Genomic DNA, 13,457 nt, shown 5'->3' on the forward strand with positions numbered 1-13,457 from the left:
GGCGTGGAGGGCCTGGCCGCCGCGTCGCCCTCGACGGCCCGGGCGGCGGACCGCTGCTGCGGCGGCAGCACCCCGCGCGGATCGGGCGGACGATCGATCGCCTTCGGCGGCGCCGGCGCAGCGATGGCGGCCGGACTGGCCTTGGCCTCAGGCCCCGGCGGCCGCTCGTCCTTGGGACGCGCGGGGGCCACCGGCTCGACGGCGAACTCCACGGCGATGGCCTCGATCGGCGCGGCCGGCGGCATTTCGGGCCTGGCCAGCCGCAGATAGGCGCCCAGCAGCAGAGCCACGTGCAGCACCACCGCCCCGGACAAGGCCAGGCTCCAGCGGCGCTTGCGCCCCGTGGCGGCGAGCGGCTCGCAGGGGATTTCGAGCACGGTCATGGGCAGCGCCTGCAGCATCAGAACACCCGCTCCAGCTTCAGGCTGGCGGCCGTCTTCTCGTAGGAGAACAGCCAGTCGATGCTGCTGGCGACCTTGGCGTATTGCAGGGTCAGGCTGGGCGTGAAGCCGCCGGGCGTCTTCCAGCGCGGGGCGCGGACGATGGCGGTGAAGCTCTGCTCGTCGTCGCGGCGGCGGGCCTCCAGCGTCTCGTTGACGGCGTCCCAGCGCTTGCGCCGGGCCGAGGCGAACAGCGTGCCGTTTAAGCCCTTCACGGTCGGCGTCGCCGCCCCCAGCCGCAGGCCGGCCTGGCGGTAGGCGTTGACCGGGCGATCGGCGTCCTTGTCGAGCAGGTCCATGCCGCCGAACACTGTCCAGCCGCCGGAAAGGCCGCGCCAGGCGGTCAGGAACAGCGAGGCCTGGCCGCCGTCCAGCGAGGCGAACGAGGCCTGCCGGTAGCGCATCGCCTTGTAGTCTCCCTCCAGCTTGACCAGGGTCGAGGCGCCGACCACGCGGCTGACCTCGGCATGCAGACCGGGGGCCTCGTACAGACGCTCGGCGCCCAGCGTGCCGACGTCGAGCGACGGCGCGACGCCGAAAGCCAGCTTGGCCGTGCGATAGTCGAGCCCGGCCTGGGCGACGAAGGTGGCCTGGTTGTAGCGTCCCTCCTCAGGATAGAGCTCGCCATAGGCCATGCCGCGGAAGGTCAGGCCGCCCGATCCGCGCAACGGCAGCCGGCGGTTCAGGACCGTCTCGAAGTTCACCGTCGCCGCGCCGACCGGATCGGGCGTCTTGCGATCGAAGAAGCAGATCCCCTCGGGTCCGGGGAGCAGGCAGGCATAGCTGCCCGAGGCCTGGTTGACGTTGGAGCTCCAGCCGGGCCCCAGCGCGAACTGGCCGGTCCAGGCGCGGCGACGCTTCAGGGCCGCCAGGAAGGTCTCGATGCTGCGGCGCACCCCCGCCGCGCGGGGATCGTCCTTCGGCAATTGGGCGAGCACGGCGCGGAAGGTCGCCTCGGCCTCGCGGTCGCGCTGGTTCTCGAACAGCACCCGGGCCAGTTCGATGCGGCCCGGCTGGAAGTCAGGCTGCAGCGCCAGCAGCTGGCGGTAGCTGCGCTCGGCGCCGCGCAGGTCGCCGTCCTGCCGCGACAGCTGCCCCTGGGCGTAGTGGACCAGCATCGGATCCTGGTCGGGCAGCGCCAGATAGGCCTTCAGGAAGCGGCGCGCGTCCGCCCATTGGCGGCGGGCCAGGGACAGGTACAGCGCCTTGCCCACGTCGTCGGCGCCGGGCCCCACCGTGTAGGCCTGGCCGTCGATGACCAGCACGTCGGGGGCGGTCTCCTGCCGCGTCCTGGCCTCGCGCTCGGCGGCGCGGCGCGACAGGTCCTGGTCGAGGCGCAGGCGGGTGTCCTCGTCGACCTGGGCGTGCGCGGCGCCGGCCAGGGCCAGAACGACGAAAGCCGCGCAGCCGGCGGCGACGCGGAACGGAGCGGGCTTGAAGCGTGACGACCTGAGCATCGCGGGGGCTTGGGGCGAGGACCGACCGGTCCCCACCCCTCGCGTCCTCAGTTCTTCGTGCCGCCGAAGGCGGTGTCGTAGCGGCTGTTGCCGCCGAAGGTGACCAGACCCGCCAGGGCCGCGGCGTTGGCGCCGAAGAACTGGCCGCTGACCGCGCCGCCCGAGGCCAGGGTGGTGGTCCCCTGCGTCGCCGTGGCGTTGTCGACGGTGCTGGCGATCGTCAGGCCCGAGATGCCGACCGAGCCGATGTCGACCTTGTAGCCGTTCGAGGCGCTCTGCACGAAGCCGGTCAGGGTGCCCGCGCCGAAGTCGGCGTCGAACGTGCCGGTCAGCACGCCGTTGGTGGCGTAGTCGCTGAGACCCTTGACCGAGTAGCTGGCCGTGCCCGAGCCGGCGGTCGCGCCGGTGTCGTCACCCACGTAGTAGACGGTGTGGGTGCCGTCATTGGCGTTGGCGGTGTCGGACCATTCGCCGAACCAGAAGTCGCCGGTGCTGATCTTGGCGAAGTTGAACACGCCCATGCCGTTGTGGCTGCCCGGCGCGGTCGACGGGTTGTTGATCGTGCTGACGCCGTTCACCGGCGGGGCCGAGGCCGAAAGGCCCTGGAAGTCGACATAGGCCGACAGACCGATCGAGGCGACGGCGACGCCGGCCTTGCCGGCGGTGTGCGGACCCGCGTTGATCACGCTGGCGCCCACCTTCAGGTGGGTTTCGTCGGTGGACACGCCGACGATGCCGGCGTGGGCCACGCCCGCCAGGGCGACGGCCGTGACGGAGGCCAGGATCAGCGTCTTGAAGGTCGAACGGGACATCTCGTCTTCTCCGATGCTTGTTTGACCGAGCCTCGGTCGAGGCCCGGGGTATCCAGCGGCCGCCGCCGCGCCGGTTGGGGCGCCGGCGCGACGGAAGCCGTGAATTGGGAGGATCAGTAGCGGGCGGTCATGCTGAGCTTCAGCGTGCGCCCGGGGGCCGGCTGGGCCGTACGGGTCAGGGGATCGGTGTAGTAACGGTCATTGAGATTGGTCCCGACCAGCTCGAACCGGACCTTCTCGTTGAGCTTGAAGTTGGCGTAGGCGTCGACCGTGACGATGTCGTCCCACAGGTAGGGCGTGTTCAGCGCCCAGCCGTCGACGCGGGTGGCGGTGGCCCCGCCGATGAAGCGGTCGAGCTCGGGATTGTCGTAGCCGCTGTAGTAGACGCCGCGCACGCCCACCTCGAGCCGGCGCTGCATGAAGCGGGCGCCGAGGTTCAGGTTGGCCGAATTCTCGGGCGTGGCCTGGGTCAGCAGGTAGCCGCCGACGAAGCCGAAGTTCACGCAGTCGGGCACGATGCCGGTGTTGGGCTGCTTGAGGATCGCCTGCTGGCGGTCGCAGACCTTGTTCTTGAAGTTGTGGGCGGCGGAAAAGTCGGCGAACAGCCGGCCGTTGTCGTAGCGGGCCTGCAGCTCGATCCCCTCGATGACCTGCTTTTCCATGTTGGACAGCTGCAGCTGCGTGCCGCGCTCGATGACGTTGGTCGTGCGGTTGCGGAACCAGGTCAGCCTGAAGTCGGCGCGCTGGCCCTCGGGCAGCGACAGCAGCGCCGACAGGTCGTGGATGTAGGCGACCTCCCAGGTGCGGGCGTGCTCGGGCTTCAGCGGCCGGGTCGGGTCGATGGCGGCCGAGAAGCCGACCGTGCTCTCGAACAGGCTGGGGAAGCGATAGGCCTCGGCGTAGCGCACATAGGCGCGGGCGTTCGGCGTGAAGTTGAAGGTCGCCGAGGCCGCCGGCGTCCAGCCGTCGCCGCGCTGGGTGCGGCTGACGGCGGTGACCGGCGCCTGGTTCAGCGAGGCCACGCAGTAGCCGGTGGCGTTGGCCACGCTGTTGAGGAAGCCGTTGACGCAAGGATTGGTCGCGCGGGTGAACTTGCCGGTGCTGTCGCGCTCCCAGGCGATGCGATTGTTGACCGTGCGACCGTTGACCAGGGTGCGGTAGAGCACCGTGCCGTCGGTGAAGACGTAATTGGTGAACACCACGCCCTTGGCCAGCTGCTCGGCCAGGAAGTCGTCGAACGCCCAGTAGTGCGAATAGCGCGCGCCGGCGGTGAGAGTCAGCTCGCTGACCGGCCGCCATTCGAGATTGGCGTGGACGTTGTATTCCTCGCGCCGGCCGGCCCGGGGATACTGGCGCCAGCCGTCGAACGTGCCGCCCCACTCGTCGGGCGAGGTCAGCTTCTCGTGCTGCCAGTCGCCGGCGACGACGAGGTCGAGGTTCGGCGCCAGGCGCATCTTGTTGCTGGCCGACAGGCCGTAGCGGTCGTTCTTGGCGTTGGCGAGCGCGGTGTTCTTGATGATCGGATTGGCGGCGTTCTGGGCCCAGTTGGGGAAGCCGCCGGCGCTGTAGGTGTGACTGTTGGTGCGGGTCAGCCAGACCGAGGTCTTCAGGTCCACCCAGCGGCCGCCGGGCTTGAGGCGATAGTCGACGTTCCAGGCGGTGGCGTGGACCTCGCTGAGCGGCCACTGCACCTTGCCCATGCCGTTGTTGCCGACCGAGATGATCCGCGAGGGCATGACCTCGCCATAGGTCGAGACGGTGTCGCGTACGCCGAACTTCAGTTGCTGGGCGTCGCTGATCTTCCAGACCAGCTTGCCCAGCCAGGAGCTCATCTCGCTGGAGGTGTTGGGGACCTCGTTGCCGGGCCGGTAGTTGAAGGCCAGGCGCTTGATCAGGTCCTGCGGGCCCGACGGCGTGGGCAGGTTGGTCTGGCGGTAATAGTCGGCCTCGCTCTCGCCGGCGAAGTAGTTGCCGCGCTCGCGCCAGGCGTAGGCGGCCAGCCATTCGAAGTCGTCGCTGCGGCCGGCGATGGCCAGGCGCGCGGCGCGATCGCCCAGCGACAGGGTGTCGTTGTCCGACGAGGTGCGCGGCGTCACCTGCACGTAGGGATCGCTGTAGGGACTGTTGGGAAAGCCCGTGGTCCCGGTCGAGCCGGGAAAGCCCGGAACGTTGCGATAGTCCTGGCCGGTCAGCAGGGTCGGCAGGCGCGGCTTGGTGGAGTTGTTCCCGCCCTCGATGCGGACTTCCGCGCCATAGCGCTCGCCCTCGCGCAGGATGTCGCGCGGGGCCAGGGTGTCGATGACCACCGCCCCGCCCACCGAGGTATGGACGCCGGCGGTCAGGGACGGGCCTTTCAGCACCTGCACGCCGCCGACCAGACTGGGGTCGATGTAGCTTCTGTTATTGGCGCCGTTGTAGCCGCGCCAGACGGTCAGGGCCTGCTCGCCGCCGTCGATGATCACCGGCACGCGGCCAGGCCCCTCGACGCCGCGAACGCCGGGATCGAGCGCGCCGCTGTTGCGGGCGTCGCCGCTGAACACCCCGACCATGCCCTTGAGCACGTCGGCCGGGCTGACGCCCTTGTAGCGCTCGACCTGGCTCTTGCCGGCGTAGGTGGAGGCGCCGTCCAGGTCGTAGACGCCGTCGTAGCCCAGGGCGTCGCGGGCGCTCAGCGCATCGCCGCCGCCGCTCGCGCCCTCGACCCGCAGGACGTCGGTGACCACCGCGCCCTTGGCGACGGGGGCGGCCTCCAGGGTGACGACGCCGGGGCGCACCTCGCGCCAGGTGACGCCGCTGCCGGCCAGCAGGCGCGACAGGATCTCGCCCTGGCTGAAGCGGCCGCGCACGGCGGGCGCGCGGCGCCCGTAAGGGGCCTCGACGGCGTAGACGATCTGGACCTTGGTCTGCAGCGAGAACTGGCTCAGCGCCTGGGGCAGCGGCTGGGCGGGAATGTCGACCGCGTAGGCCGAGGCTTCCTGGGCGGCGGCGGGAAGCGCGCCCAGCGCCAGCGGGCTGGCCGAGGCCAGGGCCAGACACAGCGACAGCCGGCGGATACGCGGAAGCAGGCCGGGGCGGGTAGCGGGCGTCGTCATGTCTGCGGTCGGTCTCGTCTCGTGGGCCGCTCATTATTGCGAGCAACACTCAATTGCATCTTATGATGGAGAGACGAAACCCGACGGCGAGATCCCCTAGCGACCTCGTCGATTTTTTTGCGGAGACGTTACGAGCCGGTCAGTAGAGCAGGACAAAACCGCCCAGGCGCGCGGTGCGCAGGTCCAGCGAGGCGGCAAGGGCGTCGATCGCGGCGTCGGGCCGGGCGACGTCGAACACCCCCGATACCGGCCGGCCAGCCAGGGCCTGCCCGCGCACGAACACCTTGCCGCGACGGTAGCGGCCGATCTCGTCGACCACCTCCGACAGCGGGCGGTGATAGACGACGAGCCGTCCCTGCCGCCAGGCGTCGACCGCGGCCGGATCCTCCAGCGCCAGGGCCTTGGGCGCCGCGCCGTCGAGCCAGGCCCCCTGCCCGGCCCGCAGCACCGCCATCCCGCCGCCGCGCGCCGGCTCGACCCGCACCGCGCCGCGCAGGACGCTGACCTTGGCGCGATCGCCCTGCAGGCGGACGTCGAAGGCCGTGCCCAGCACCCGGGCGCTGCCGGCCCGGCTCTCGACCAGGAAGGGCCGCGAGGGATCATGCGCCACGTCGAAGAAGGCCTCGCCCTTGACCAGCCGCACGCGGCGGCCTTCAGGGCCGTAGCGGACGTCGAGCACCGCGCCGGTGTTGAGCGTCACGGCGCTGCCGTCGGCCAGCACCTGGCGGCGCACTTGCCCGACCTCGGCGACAAGACGGTTAGGGTCGGCGGGCGCGAGCGTCTCGAGCGCGACGCCCGTTCCGAGCGCCAGCACCAGGCAGGCGGCGACGGCGGCAGGGATCTTCCAGATCCGGCGACGCGGAACGGCGACGGCGGCGGCGCCTCGCCGTCGTCGCGGCTGGGACCGAACGTCCTCAAGAGGCGCCGCCGCCGCGCCGATCAGCGAAAGAATGTGGTCGGCCTCGGCCATCGCCTCGGCGCGCTGCGGCTCGGCGGCCAGCCAGGCGGCGTGCTCGGCCGCGTCGGCTCCGTCGCGCAGGCGCAGCGCCCGGCGCGCGGCCGCGTCGAACACCGCCTGGTCTCCGCCCCCGGTTTTGTCCTTGTCGCTCATGTGGGCTTTTGGTCCTCCCGATGGACAGGACGAACCGGCGCCCGCGCTTCCCCTAGTCTCATCCATCGCCGCGCGCTTCCTTCAGCCGGCGACGGCAGTGGCCCATGGCTTTCGCCAGATGGTTCTCGACCGTGCGCGGCGAGATCCCCAGGCGGTCGGCGACCTGCTGCATGGTCAGGTCGTGGCCGCGATAGAGCAGGATCACCTGGCGGCACTTGTCGGGCAGTTCGGCGATGGCGGCCTGGACGACGGCGATCTCCTGGCGGCCGGCCAGCACCTGAAAAGCCGAGGGCGCGTCGCTGCCCGCCTCCAGCGGCAGATCGCCCGGCGCGATCCGCCGGTTCTGGGCGGCCGCCTGGCGCTGGCGGTCGACGACGAGGTTGGCGATGATCCGCCGCAGGTAGCTCAAGGGGTTGCGCACCGCCGCCCCGTCGAAGCCCGGCGCGCGGGTCAGGTCCGACAGCTTCAGCCAGGCGTCCTGCATGACGTCGTCGGCGAGGCTGGCCGAGCGGGCCTTGCGGGCGGCGAAGCGGCGGAGGTCCTCATAGTGGGCCTCCAGCAGGCCGGTCAGGTCGGAAGCCGTTCCCCTCTGGCCAGATCGCATCACGCCACCCCGAATGAGAACGATTCTCATTACCGCGCCATGATCTAGCGATCTCGCCGCCGCCCGTCAAAGGCGACCGCTTTCGAGACAGCCAAGAGCTGATTTCCGGAATGTGGCTCAGCCGCGGATCGTCCGCGATCTCGGCTTGGATCCCCGCCTTCGCGGGGATACTCGGTGAAAATCGGCCCGAACAAATGACGCCCAGTCCCGACCTAGGGCAGCGGAACGCCCCGGCTGGCGGTCAGGATCGCGTACCACTGGGCCCGGGTCATGTGGACGTGCAGGGCGTCGGCGGCGGCCTTGATCCGCTCGGGGGTCTGGGAGCCGATGATCGGGATCGGCCGCGACGGGTGGGCCATGATCCAGGCCAGGGCGACGGCGGCGCGGTCGACGTGCTGGGGCCGGGCCACCGCGTCCAGAGCGTCGATCACCGCCCGGCCGCGATCGTCGATCCCCTCGCCCGTCAGGCGCCCGCCGCCCAGGGGCGACCAGGCCAGCACGGCCATGTCGCGCTCCAGCGCCTGGTCGAGCACGCCGTCCGACAGCGGCTCGATGGCCAGGGGCGAGAACTCCGGCTGGATGCTGGCCAGCGGGAACGGCAGGTGCGCCTGCAGAGCGGCGACCTGGCTGGGCAGGTAGTTGGAGACGCCTACGGCGTCGATCTTGCCCTGCTCGCGCAGCTTGACCAGCGCGGCGGCCACCTCGGCCGGATGGGCCAGAACGTCGGGACGGTGAACCTGGTAGAGATCGATCTTCTCGACGCCCAGGCGCTGCAGCGAGGCGTCGCAGGCCGACACCAGATAGTCGGCGCTAGAGTTGTAGGGCACGCCCAGGATGATGCCGCCCTTGGAGGCCAGCACGAACTTCTCGCGCAGGTGCGGGGCGTCGTGCAGCACCTTGCCCAGCAGCACCTCGGCCGAACCGAAACCGTAGGGCGTGTCGGCGCCGTAGATGTCGGCGGTGTCGAGCAGGGTGATCCCGCTCTCCAGCGCGGTCTCGACCAGATGGCGGGCGTCGGCGACGGATTCGCCCTTGAAGCGCCACATGCCCCAGGCCAGCGGCGACACGGAAAGGCCGCTCTTGCCGAGCGGACGGTTTTCGTGGGGCTTGCGGTCGTCGAGCATGGGAAAGCGCACTCTCGGTTCGAAAAGGACGCCGAGATGACCGGCGAGCGGGGCCGAGCGCAAGCTTTACCGGCGGCAATATCGAGCATGAGAACACCGCGTTGGTCGGCGCGGCCCGGCGGCGGCTAGCGTCAGTCCGCCTTCACGAACGCGCCGAGGGGCCCGGCGCGCGGCGAGGCGCCCTCCCCGATCAACGACAAGAAAGTCGACGCCATGCTTCGCCCCATCCTCCTGGCCACGGCCGCCGCCCTGGCGCTGGCCAGCGCCGCCGCGGCCGCCGATCTCGACGCCGCCGCCGTCCATGCCCGCACCCTGGTGCTCGACAGCCACGTCGACGTGCCGGCCGACCTGGGCGTCGGCGCGCACGAGGCCGCCGTCGACGGCGACGGCCAGGTCGACCTGCCCAAGCTGGAGCGCGGCGGGGTCGACGCAGCCGTGCTGGCGGTGTTCGTGGCGCAGGGGCCGCGCACGCCCGAAGGCTACGCCCAGGCGCGCAAGGAGGCCGACGCCAAGCTTGCCGCCATCCGCGGCGTCGCCGAGCGCCACCCCGACCGCGCCGTGCTGGCCCTGAAAGCCGACGACGTCGAAGCCGCCGCCAAGGCCGGCAAGCGCGCGATCGTGGTCGGCTTCCTCAACGCCTATCCGTTCGGCGAGGACCTGGCGCCGATCGACGCCTACTACGCCGGGGGCGTGCGCAGCTTCGGCTTCGTACACGCCGGCAATAACGCCTTCGCCGACTCCTCGCGGCCCAGCGGCGGGACCAAGGTCGAATGGGGCGGCCTGTCGCCCCTGGGCAAGCAAGCGGTGGGTCGGCTCAACGACCTGGGCGTGATCATCGACGTCTCCCAGCTGACGCCCGACGGCGTGAAGCAGGTGCTGGCGATCAGCCGCGCGCCGGTGGTGGCCAGCCATTCGGGCGTGCAGGGCGTCGTCGACAACCCGCGCAACCTGTCGGACGCCGAACTGGACGCCATCGCCGCCAAGGGCGGGGTGGTGCAGATCGTCGCCTTCGGACCCTATCTGGTGCGGCTGACCGACGAGTTGCGGCCGAAGGTGGCGGCCCTGCGCGCCCAATACGGCCTGCCGGTCGCCTTCAAGCGCGCGGCCGACGGGACCGAGGCGCTGTCGCCCGACAAGCGCAGGGACTACAGCCACGCCGTCACCGACCTTCTGCCCAAGGCGACGGTCAAGGACCTGGTCGACTCCGTCGACTACGCGGTCAAACGCGTGGGGGTCGATCACGTGGGGCTGTCGTCGGACTTCAACCACGGCGGCGGGGTGATCGGCTGGGCCAACGAGGGCGAGGCCGGCAACGTCACGGCCGAACTGGTGGCGCGCGGCTACTCCGAAGCCGACATCGGCAAGCTGTGGGGCGGCAACTACCTGCGCGTCTTCCGCGCCGTGGAGCAGACCTCGAAGCACTGACCCAAGATGAGAAAAGCCCGCCAGGTCGCTGATCTGGCGGGCTTTTTCGTCACTCGGCTGCGACGCGCAGACCAGCCGAGGCGGCCAGGGCCTGATCGAGGTCGGCCAGGATGTCGTCGATGTGCTCCAGGCCGATCGACAGGCGCACATAGCCTTCGGAAACGCCGGTCGCCGCCTGGTCCTCGGCGCTGAGCTGGGAGTGGGTGGTCGAGGCCGGATGGATGGCCAGGCTGCGGGCGTCGCCGATATTGGCCACGTGGTAGAACAGCTTGAGCGCGTTGATGAACCGCTTGCCGGTCTCGCGCCCGCCCGCCAGTTCGAAGCCGACCAGGCCGCCGTAGCCGCCCGACAGGTAGCGGTCGGCCCGCTCGCGGCGCAGACCGTCCTGGGCGGTGGGATAGATCACCTGGATCACCTCCGGCCGTTTGGCCAGGAAGTCGACCACGCCTTGCGCGTTCTGCGAATGGCGGGCGATGCGCAGCGGCAGCGTCTCCAGCCCCTGCAGGATCTGGAAGGCGTTGAACGGCGACAGGGCCGCGCCCAGGTCGCGCAGCAGCACGGTGCGGGCCCGCAGGATGTAGGCGATCGGCCCCAGCGGCTTGGCCGCCTGCGCCCAGACCGCGCCGTGATAGCTGGGGTCAGGCGTGTTGAGCAGAGGCTGGCGCTCGGGATGGGCCTCCCAGTCGAAATTGCCGCCGTCGATGATGACACCGCCGATCGAGGTGCCGTGGCCGCCGATATACTTGGTGGTCGAATAGACGACGATCGCCGCGCCGTGCTCCAGCGGCCGCGCCAGCAAGGGGGCGGCGGTGTTGTCGACGATCAGCGGGATCCCGTGGGCGCGGCCGATGGCGGCGACCTCGGCGATCGGAAAGACCGTCAGCTTCGGATTGGGGAGGGTCTCGGCGTAGTAGGCGCGCGTGCGCTCGTCGGTGGCGCGGGCGAAGGCCTGGGGGTCTTCCGGATCGACGAAGCGAACCTCGACGCCCTGGTCGCGCAGCGTGTTGGCGAAGAGGTTCCAGGTGCCACCATAGAGATCGGTGGAGCTGACGATGTTGTCGCCGGCCCGGGCCAGGTTCTGGATGGCGAAGGCCGAGGCCGCCTGCCCCGAGGCCACCGCCAGGGCCGCCGCCCCGCCCTCGAGCGCGGCCAGGCGCTGTTCCAGGATGTCGATCGTGGGGTTGCCGATGCGGGTGTAGATGTTGCCCAGCTGGCGCAGGGCGAAGAGGTCGGCCGCGTGCTCGGCGCTTTGGAACTGGTAGGACGTGGTCTGATAGATCGGCGGGGCCACGGCGCCAGTCGTCGGATCGGCCCGCCAGCCGGCGTGCAGGGCCAGGGTTTCGGGGTGGAGCTTGCGGTCGGACATCGGCTTCTCCTGAAGCTTTTTACGTCGATGTCGAAAACCTGACCCGTCCCGCCCTCCTCCGCACGACCGATATTCTCGCCGTGCGGGCAGAAAAACTCACCCCAGGATTGCGCGGCCGAGCTCGTGCGAGCCCGGCCGCGATCTCACGTCAGTTCTGGCGCTCGACCTGGCTGACGTCGCGCACCGCGCCGCGAGCGGCGTTGGTGGTCATGGCCGCGTAGGCGCGCAGGGCCGGCGAGACCTCGCGCTCGCGGTCTTTCGGCTTCCAAGCGTCCTTGCCGCGCGCCAGCTGGGCGGCGTGGCGCTGCGCCAGCACCGCGTCGGAGACTTCCAGGTTGATGCCCCGGTTGGGGATGTCGATCAGGATGCTGTCGCCGGTCTCGACCAGGGCGATCAAGCCGCCCTCGCCGGCTTCCGGCGAAACGTGGCCGATCGACAGGCCCGAGGTGCCGCCCGAGAAGCGGCCGTCGGTGATCAGGGCGCAGGCCGCGCCCAGGCCCTTCGATTTCAGGTAGGTGGTCGGGTACAGCATCTCCTGCATGCCCGGACCGCCCTTGGGGCCTTCGTAGCGGATGACCACGACCTCGCCGGCCACGACCTTGCCGCCCAGGATGCCGCTGACGGCGTCTTCCTGGCTTTCGAACACGCGGGCCGTGCCGCGGAAGGTCAGGATCGACTCGTCGACCCCGGCCGTCTTCACGATGCAGCCTTCCGGCGCCAGGTTGCCGAACAGCACGGCCAGGCCGCCGTCCTTGGAGAACGGGTGCTCGACCGAGCGGATGACGCCCTTCTCGCGATCCAGATCCAGCTCCTCCCAACGGGCGGCCTGGCTGAAGGCGACTTGGGTCGGCTTGCCGCCGGGCGCGGCGCGGAAGAATTCCTGGGCCGTGCCGCTGTTGGTGCGGCCGATGTCCCAGCGAGCCAGGGACTCCGCCATCGTCGCGGCGTGGACGGTGGGCTGGCTGGCGTCGATCAGGCCGCCCTTCTCCAGTTCGCCCAGGATGGCGGGCACGCCGCCGGCGCGGTGGACATCTTCCATGTGCACGTCGGACTTGGCGGGCGCGACCTTCGACAGACACGGCACGCGACGCGACAGGCGGTCGATGTCGGCCATCGAGAACTCGACCCCGCCCTCGCTGGCGGCGGCCAGCAGGTGCAGCACGGTGTTGGTCGAGCCGCCCATGGCGATGTCCAGGCTCATGGCGTTCTCGAACGCCTCGCGCGTGGCGATCCCGCGCGGCAGGGCCGTGACGTCCTCCTGCTCGTACCAGCGCTGGCACAGGTCGACGATCAGGCGGCCGGCCTCCTTGAACAGCGCCTCGCGGTCGGCGTGGGTGGCCAGGACCGAGCCGTTGCCGGGCAGCGACAGGCCCAGCGCCTCGGTCAGGCAGTTCATCGAGTTGGCGGTGAACATGCCCGAGCACGAGCCGCAGGTCGGGCACGCGGCCTTCTCGATCGCCTCGACTTCCTCGTCGGTGTACTTGTCGTCGGCGGCCACGACCATGGCGTCGACCAGGTCCAGCGAGCGGATCGCGCCCTTGATCTGCACCTTGCCGGCCTCCATCGGACCGCCCGAGACGAAGACCACCGGGATGTTGAGGCGCATCGCGGCCATCAGCATGCCGGGCGTGATCTTGTCGCAGTTGGAGATGCAGACGATGGCGTCGGCGCAGTGGGCGTTGACCATGTACTCGACCGCGTCGGCGATCAGCTCGCGGCTGGGCAGCGAGTACAGCATGCCGCCGTGGCCCATGGCGATGCCGTCGTCGACGGCGATGGTGTTGAACTCCTTGGCCACGCCGCCGGCCGCCTCGATCTCGCGGGCGACCAGCTGGCCCAGGTCCTTCAGGTGCACGTGGCCCGGGACGAACTGGGTGAAGCTGTTGGCCACGGCGATGATCGGCTTGCCGAAGTCGCTGTCCTTCATGCCGGTGGCGCGCCACAGGCCGCGGGCGCCGGCCATGTTGCGGCCGTGGGTGGAGGTGCGTGAGCGATAGGGAGGCATGGGAAAATCTCAGTGTCGGCT

At 70.6% G+C, this 13,457-nt stretch carries 9 protein-coding genes and 1 pseudogene; 1 reads left to right on the forward strand and 9 read right to left on the reverse strand.

What is annotated here, in order from left to right:
* From AC1DCG_RS10845 to AC1DCG_RS10875, 7 genes and pseudogenes are all read right to left on the reverse strand, one after another.
* Positions 1-401: pseudogene (locus tag AC1DCG_RS10845) on the reverse strand (hypothetical protein); the annotation flags it as partial.
* The gene (locus tag AC1DCG_RS10850; protein ID WP_477036568.1) at positions 401-1,897 is read right to left on the reverse strand and encodes a surface lipoprotein assembly modifier; all 1,497 of its coding nucleotides are present in this window, start codon (positions 1,895-1,897) and stop codon (positions 401-403) included. The gene AC1DCG_RS10850 and the pseudogene AC1DCG_RS10845, both read right to left, overlap by 1 nt.
* Before the next feature lie 47 nt (positions 1,898-1,944).
* A complete protein-coding gene (locus tag AC1DCG_RS10855) occupies positions 1,945-2,709 on the reverse strand; it encodes a Slam-dependent surface lipoprotein (RefSeq protein ID WP_477030455.1) in 765 nt (254 codons plus the stop codon).
* Between the two features lie 113 nt (positions 2,710-2,822).
* Positions 2,823-5,801 (reverse strand): TonB-dependent receptor, encoded by a 2,979-nt coding sequence (locus AC1DCG_RS10860; protein WP_477030456.1) that lies wholly within the window; start codon positions 5,799-5,801, stop codon positions 2,823-2,825.
* A 139-nt stretch (positions 5,802-5,940) separates the two neighbouring features.
* Positions 5,941-6,912 carry a FecR family protein gene (locus AC1DCG_RS10865; RefSeq protein WP_477036569.1) on the reverse strand — a complete coding sequence of 324 codons (972 nt, stop codon included), beginning with the start codon at positions 6,910-6,912 and terminating at the stop codon, positions 5,941-5,943.
* 58 nt (positions 6,913-6,970) lie between these two features.
* On the reverse strand, positions 6,971-7,516 hold the full coding sequence (locus AC1DCG_RS10870; RefSeq protein ID WP_477030458.1) for an RNA polymerase sigma factor: 546 nt from the start codon (positions 7,514-7,516) through the stop codon (positions 6,971-6,973).
* Positions 7,517-7,728: 212 nt separating this feature from the next.
* A complete protein-coding gene (locus tag AC1DCG_RS10875) occupies positions 7,729-8,640 on the reverse strand; it encodes an aldo/keto reductase (RefSeq protein WP_477030459.1) in 912 nt (303 codons plus the stop codon).
* A 213-nt stretch (positions 8,641-8,853) separates the two neighbouring features.
* On the opposite strand from AC1DCG_RS10875, the gene AC1DCG_RS10880 reads away from it, so the two are divergent.
* Positions 8,854-10,065, forward strand: coding sequence for a dipeptidase (locus AC1DCG_RS10880; protein ID WP_477030460.1), 1,212 nt, complete (start codon positions 8,854-8,856; stop codon positions 10,063-10,065).
* Between the two features lie 49 nt (positions 10,066-10,114).
* Here the strand turns inward: AC1DCG_RS10880 and AC1DCG_RS10885 are convergent, their stop codons facing one another.
* Positions 10,115-11,431, reverse strand: coding sequence for an O-acetylhomoserine aminocarboxypropyltransferase/cysteine synthase family protein (locus AC1DCG_RS10885; RefSeq protein ID WP_477030461.1), 1,317 nt, complete (start codon positions 11,429-11,431; stop codon positions 10,115-10,117).
* Positions 11,432-11,579: 148 nt separating this feature from the next.
* Positions 11,580-13,436, reverse strand: a complete 1,857-nt coding sequence (ilvD, locus tag AC1DCG_RS10890; RefSeq protein WP_477030462.1) for a dihydroxy-acid dehydratase — start codon at positions 13,434-13,436, stop codon at positions 11,580-11,582.
* Positions 13,437-13,457: the final 21 nt, after the last annotated feature.

It is taken from the genome of Caulobacter sp. 10L414 (genome assembly GCF_056395525.1).

Excerpts from the sequence above, each read along its gene's own strand:
- AC1DCG_RS10865 (WP_477036569.1), bottom strand. The coding sequence starts at position 6,912 with ATGAGCGACAAGGACAAAACCGGGGGCGGAGACCAGGCGGTGTTCGAC.
- AC1DCG_RS10885 (WP_477030461.1), bottom strand. The coding sequence starts at position 11,431 with ATGTCCGACCGCAAGCTCCACCCCGAAACCCTGGCCCTGCACGCCGGC.
- AC1DCG_RS10880 (WP_477030460.1), top strand. The coding sequence starts at position 8,854 with ATGCTTCGCCCCATCCTCCTGGCCACGGCCGCCGCCCTGGCGCTGGCC.
- ilvD (WP_477030462.1), bottom strand. The coding sequence starts at position 13,436 with ATGCCTCCCTATCGCTCACGCACCTCCACCCACGGCCGCAACATGGCC.
- AC1DCG_RS10850 (WP_477036568.1), bottom strand. The coding sequence starts at position 1,897 with ATGCTCAGGTCGTCACGCTTCAAGCCCGCTCCGTTCCGCGTCGCCGCC.
- AC1DCG_RS10855 (WP_477030455.1), bottom strand. The coding sequence starts at position 2,709 with ATGTCCCGTTCGACCTTCAAGACGCTGATCCTGGCCTCCGTCACGGCC.
- AC1DCG_RS10860 (WP_477030456.1), bottom strand. The coding sequence starts at position 5,801 with ATGACGACGCCCGCTACCCGCCCCGGCCTGCTTCCGCGTATCCGCCGG.
- AC1DCG_RS10875 (WP_477030459.1), bottom strand. The coding sequence starts at position 8,640 with ATGCTCGACGACCGCAAGCCCCACGAAAACCGTCCGCTCGGCAAGAGC.
- AC1DCG_RS10870 (WP_477030458.1), bottom strand. The coding sequence starts at position 7,516 with ATGCGATCTGGCCAGAGGGGAACGGCTTCCGACCTGACCGGCCTGCTG.